Here is a 6,481-nt window from a genome sequence, read left to right on the forward strand (position 1 = left end):
GCCCCACGGGTACGGGCGTCGACCACCGTCACCGCCGGCACCTCACCGGAACCCGGCACAGACGGCAACTCACTCCACTCCACCCGGAACAGCGCGTCCGAACCGGAAGCGCCGGCCGCCGCGTCGAGCTGCTCCGCGGAGACCGCCCGCGAGACCAGGGAGTCCAGCGTCAGCACGAGGTCGCCGGAGTCATCGACGGCTTCCAGGGACAGCGTGTCCGGATCGGGCCGCAGGAGCCGTACCCGGATCGACGCGGCGCCGGAGGCGTGCAGCGTCAGCCCGTTCCAGGCGAACGGCAGCCGTACCACCGGGTCGTCCTCCACCACGGCTCCGTCGGCCACCTCGGCAGCCGCGTCCAGGATGCTGACGTGCAGCGCCGCGTCGAGCAGCGCCGGGTGGATGCCGAACCCGGCGGCGTTCTCCCGCTGTTGCGGGGGGACGACGACCTCCGCGAACAGCTCGGTGTCACGTCGCCAGACCTTGCGCACGCACTGGAACGCCGGGCCGTACGCGTAACCCGCGCGCGTCAGCCTCTCGTAGCCGTCGGAGATGTCGACCTGCCGGGCGCCGGGTGGGGGCCAGGCGGCGAAGTCAGGGGTCTCGGTGGGGGCGGTCGCGATGCTCAGGGTGCCGCTGGCGTGCCGGGTCCAGGCATCCGGCCCGCTCTCCGCACCGACGTCCTGGCGGGTGGAGTAGACCTCGACGCTGCGCGTCCCGCTCTGGTCCGGCCCACCGACGGCGACCTGGAGTCGTACGGCGCCCTGTTCGGGAACGACCAGGGGTGCCTCGACGACCAGTTCGTCCAGCACTCCGCAGCCGACCTCGTCACCGGCGCGCACGGCCAGCTCGACCAGCCCGGTGCCGGGCACGAGAACCACTCCCCCGATGGCGTGGTCGGCGAGCCAGGGGTGAGTGCGCAGGGACAGCCGGGAAGTGAGGACCAGCCCGTCCGACTGCGGCAACTGGACCACCGCACCCAGCAGCGGGTGGTCCGCCGTGCTCTGGCCCAGGGCGGTGGCGTCCATGAGGGGCCGGGGGGCGGGAAGCCAGTAGTGCTGGTGGTCGAAGGCGTACGTCGGCAGGTCCACGTGGGTGTCGGTGGCCCCCTCGGGAAGCACCGCCGCCCAGTCCACCTTCTTACCGCGCACGAACAACTCCGCGACGGACCGCAGAAGCGTCCGCTCCTCACCCCGCTCGTCGCGCAGGGCGGCCACGCTCACCGCGTCCTCACCCGCCGACTCCGTGATGGCACCGCTCAACGCCCCACCAGGACCGAGCTCCAGGAACACCGACCCACCCGACGCGGCAACACCCTCGGCGAACCGCACCGGACGACGGACGTGGTCGACCCAGTAGGCGGGATCGGTCAACTGGCCCGGCTCGGCCAACCGTCCGGTCACATTCGACACCACCGGAATCACCGGCTCGTGCCACGTCAGCCCCGACAGCACCTCACCGAACTCGCCCAGCATCGGCTCCATCAACACCGAGTGGAAAGCGTGCGAGACAGTCAACCGCTTCACCCGACGCCCCTGCTCCCCCAACCTCTCCGCCACCGCCACCACGGCGTCCACTTCACCCGACAGAACGACCGAACCCGGAGCGTTCACCGCCGCCACATCCACACCCGCGCCCAGGTGTTCGGCTACCTCCGACTCGCTCGCGGCCACCGCGACCATCGCCCCACCCGGCGGCAGAGCCTGCATCAACCGGCCCCGCGCCGCGACCAACACCGCCGCATCCGCCAGCGACAACACCCCGGCGACATGCGCGGCCACCACCTCACCGATCGAATGCCCCACCACCACATCCGGCCGCACACCCCACGACTCCACAAGCCGGAACAAAGCCGACTCCACCGCGAACAACCCGGCCTGCGTGAACACCGTCCGATCCAGCAGACCCTCACCCGCACCGAAGACCACATCCCGCACCGAATGCTCCACCGCACCCGCCAGCTGCACATCCAACGCCGCACACGCCTCGTCCAACGCCCGCGCGAACACCGGAAACCGCTCATACAACTCAGCGCCCATACCAACCCGTTGGGAGCCCTGCCCCGGGAACACGAACACCGTCTTCCCACCGGTGACCGAGCCCGTCACCACGAGCGGAGAGGATCCGCCCACGGCCAGCGTCTCCAGTCCGGCCACCGCTTCCTCCGGCGATCCGGCGACCACCACGGCCCGCTCGGACAGCGTCGCCCGTCGGGACACCGACGCACCCGCGACGGCGGGCAGCGGTGTGCCGGTCCGGCGGACGAACTCCGCCAGCCGGTCCGCCTGTCCGGCGAGGGCACCGGCACTGCGTGCGGAGACGACGACCGGCACCACACCATCGGCCGGAGCGACCACCGGCCCGGTGACATCCTCCTCCGGCGCCTGCTCCAGGATGACGTGCGCGTTCGTACCGCTCACACCGAACCCGGACACGCCTACCCGGCGCGGTCGGTTCACCTCCGGCCACGTACGGGCCTCCGTGAGTAGTTCGACCGCGCCGTCCGCCCAGTCGACCTGGGAGGTCGGGGTGTCGACGTGCAGCGTGGCCGGGAGCACGCCGTGCCGCATGGCCTGCACCATCTTGACCACGCCGGCCACGCCCGCGGCCATCTGGGTGTGCCCGATGTTGGACTTCAACGAGCCGAGCCACAGCGGTTCTTCGCGCTCCTGGCCGTAGGTGGCGAGGAGGGCCTGTGCCTCGATCGGGTCGCCCAGGACCGTGCCGGTGCCGTGGCCTTCGACCGCGTCCACGTCCGCCGGGGTCAGCCCCGCGTTCGCGAGCGCCTTGCGGATGACCCGCTGCTGTGAGGGACCGTTGGGGGCGGTCAGCCCGTTGGACGCGCCGTCCTGGTTCACCGCGCTGCCCCGGATCACCGCCAGCACCCGGTGCCCCCTGCGCCGCGCCTCCGACAGCCGTTCCAGCACGACCACGCCCGCGCCCTCGGCCCAGCCCGTGCCGTCGGCGGCGTCGGCGTACGACTTGCAGCGGCCGTCCGAGGCCAGACCCCGCTGCCGCGAGAACTCGACGAAGGTGCCCGGGGTCGCCATGACGGTGGCGCCGCCGGCGAGGGCCATGGAGCACTCGCCGTTGCGCAGGGCCTGGGCCGCGAGGTGGATGGCGACCAGGGACGAGGAACACGCCGTGTCCACGGTCACCGCGGGCCCCTCGAAGCCGAACACGTAGGCGACGCGCCCGGAGGCCACGCTGCCCATGCCTCCGGTACCGGTGAAGCCCTCCAGCTCGGGCGGTACCGGTCCCGACGTGCCGTAACCCTGGCCCATCAGGCCGGAGAACACGCCGACGTCGGTGCCCTTGAGGGAGGTCGGATCGAGGCCGGCCCGCTCCAGTGCCTCCCAGGAGGTCTCCAGGAGCAGGCGCTGCTGCGGGTCCATCGCCAGCGCCTCACGCGGCGAGATACCGAAGAAGGCGGCGTCGAACAGTGCGGCGTCGTAGAGGAATCCGCCCTGGCTCACGTAGGACGTGCCGGCCTGGTCCGGGTCGTCGCTGAAGAAACCGCTCAGGTCCCAGCCGCGGTCGTCGGGGAAGCCGGACATCGCGTCCCGGCCCTCGGACACCAGCTGCCACAGTGCGTCGGGGGTGTCTACGCCGCCGGGCAGCCGGCACGCCATGCCGACGATCGCGATCGGCTCATCGGGGTCGGCGGGCGCGCCGAGCGTTGCGGCGGGCGGAACCACCACCGCCTCCCCCAGCTCCCCGTGCAGGTGCCGGGCGAGGGAGAGCGGGTTCGGGTGGTCGAAGACGACCGTGGCGGCCAGTTTGAGGCCGGTCGCCTCGCGCAGCCGGTTGCGCAGCTCGACCGAGGTGAGCGAGTCGAACCCGGAGTCACGGAACGCGGTGTCCGGCTTGATGCCCTCCGGACCGGCGTGCCCGAGCACGACCGCCGCGTGCGAGCGGACCAGGTCCAGCAGCATCGCCTCCTGCTCCACCGTGCCCAGCCCGGCCAGCCGGTCCGCCAGGCCGCCGCCGCTGTCCCCGGCCGCGGCCCGCACGGTCTGCCGTCCGGTGCGCACCAGGGCGCGCAGGAGAGTGGGGACGGCGCGGCCGGCGCCGGCGTCGGTGCGCAGCTGCCGCAGGTCGAGTTTGGCCGGGACGAGCAGGGCCTCGCCGGTGCCCAGGGCAGCGTCGAAGAGGTCCATGCCCTCCTCGGGCGTCATGGGGAGCACACCGCCTCGCCGGTTCATCCGGCTGCGGGTGAGGTCGTCCATGCCGGCCGCCATACCGCCGGTCGCCTGGTCCCACAGGCCCCAGGCGAGCGAGGTTGCGGGGAGGCCCGCGGCCCGGCGCTGGTGGGCCACGGCGTCCAGGAAGGCGTTGGCCGCCGCGTAGCTGCCGGTACCCGCGCCGAGGAAGACGGAGGAGACGGAGGAGAAGACGACGAACGCCGCCAGTTCCGGTACGAGTTCGCGGGTCAGCTCGTCCAGGTGCCGTACCGCCGTCACCTTCGGCGCGAAGACCTGTGCCACCTGCTCGGGACGGATCGTGCCGATCACGCCGGCGTCGGCGATGCCCGCCGTGTGCACGACCCCGGTCAGCGGGCGGCCGGCCCGGCGCGTCTCGGCGAGCAGTGTGGCGACCGCGTCACGGTCGGTGACGTCGCAGGAGACGACCGTGACCTTGGCTGCGCCGAGTCCGGTCAGCTCGGCCACCAACTCGGTGGCGCCCTCGGCCGCTTCGCCCCGCCTGCTGGCCAGCACGAGATGCCGTACCCCATGGCGGGCGACCAGGTGCCGGGCCAGCAGTCCGCCGAGCGAGCCCGTGCCGCCGGTGATCAGGACCGTGCCCTCCGGATCCAGCGCCACGGGGGCCTTGGCCGCAGGTGCCGCCGGTGCGGAGCGGTCGAGCCCCGCCGCGGTGGCACGGGTGAGCCGGGGGATGTACAACGTCTCACCGCGCACCGCGAGTTCGGGCTCCGTGTCGGACAGCAGCCGGTGCACGACACGGTCGAGGGTGCCGTCGGCCGCCAGGCCCGGGGTGGTGCCGGGCCGCAGCCCGGGGTCGAGGTCGAACAGCACGATCCGGTCGGGGTTCTCGGACTGGGCGGCCCGTATGAGGCCCCAGACCGCGCCGCCCGCCGGATCGGTCACCGCGCCGTCCGCGCCGGCCGGGACCGCGCCCCGTGTGGCCACGACCAGCCGGGTCGGCTCCAGGGCGGGGGCGGCCAGCCAGGCCTGCACGGCCGCCAGCACCCGGTTCGTCAGGGCCAGCGCCGGGTCGCCCTGGCCCTCGCCCTCATGCTCGGCCTGGTACTGGTTCTCGGCCTGCCCCTGGTCCACCATGGCGTCCAGCACGATCAGTGCGGGAAGCTCCTCCGCCGTGTCCGCACTGTCCGCCAGGGCGGTGACGTCGTCGGCGGACCACACCCCGGCCCAGGACGGCGGCTCGACGGACACCGCGTCGGCCTGGGGTAGTTCGGTCCAGTCGACGCGGAACAGCGAGTCGTCGCTCGCCGTGCCCACGGCGGCCTCCAGCTGTTCGGCGGACAGCGGCCGAAGTTCCGCCGACTCCGCCCGCAGCACCAGCCCGCCGGCCTGGTCGACCGCCTCCAGGGCCAGGGCGTCCCGGCCGTGCGGCATGATCCGCACCCGCAGAGCCGTGGCCCCGACGGCGTGCAACGCGAGCCCGCGCCAGGTCAGGTACTGCCACACCCGCGGACCGCCGTCAGCCACGGCCGCGTCCAGCAACGCCGGGTGCAGGGCGGCGTCCAGCAGCGCCGGGTGCAGCCCGAACCGGCCGGCCTCCTCACGCTCGTCGTCCGGCACGGCGACCTCGGCGAGCATCTCCTCACCGTGCCGCCAGAACCCCCGTACGGCCTGGAAGAGGGACCCGTGCTCGTAACCGCGCCGGACCAGACCGCCGTACAACGCCTCCACGTCGACGCGCTGGGCACCGGGCGGCGGCCAGGTGCCGAAATCGCCCTGCGGGCTCGCACCGGGTTCGGGCGTCGCCGTCAGCACACCGGTGGCGTGCCGGACCCAGGCCTCCACCCCGCCGACCTCACCGGCGTCCTCGCGTGTCGAGTACACGGTGACCGTACGGCAGCCGCTCTCGTCCACACCACCGACGGCGACCTGGAGACGTACCCCGCCCTGTTCCGGCAGCACCAGCGGTGCGACGACGGTGAGTTCGTCCACGGTCCCGCAGCCGACCTCGTCACCGGCCCTTACGGCCAGCTCCACCAGCGCCGCCGCGGGGACCAGGGTCAGTCCGCCGACGACGTGGTCCGCCAGCCAGGGATGCGTGCGCAGGGACAGCCGCGAGGTGCACAACACACCGCCGGTCTCGGGCACTTCCACCACCGCCCCGAGCAGGGGGTGGTCCGTGGGGGCCTGTCCGAGAGCGGTGGCGTCCGTCGCTCCGTTCAGCCGCAGCCAGTAGTGCCGGTGCTCGAAGGCATACGTCGGCAGGTCCACGTGCGTCTCACCGGCGCCCGCGGGCAGCACACCGGTCCAGTCGACCGCCA

The 6,481-nt window shown here is 73.2% G+C and carries 1 protein-coding gene; it reads right to left on the reverse strand.

Features of this window, described 5'->3' with window-relative positions; genetic code table 11:
- Positions 1-6,481 (reverse strand): type I polyketide synthase (locus tag ACF1BE_RS34920; protein ID WP_392203012.1); only part of this gene is annotated, 6,481 nt, incomplete at both ends.

The organism is Streptomyces sp. NPDC014991 (assembly GCF_043080665.1).
In the GTDB taxonomy this organism is placed as follows: Bacteria; Actinomycetota; Actinomycetes; order Streptomycetales; family Streptomycetaceae; genus Streptomyces.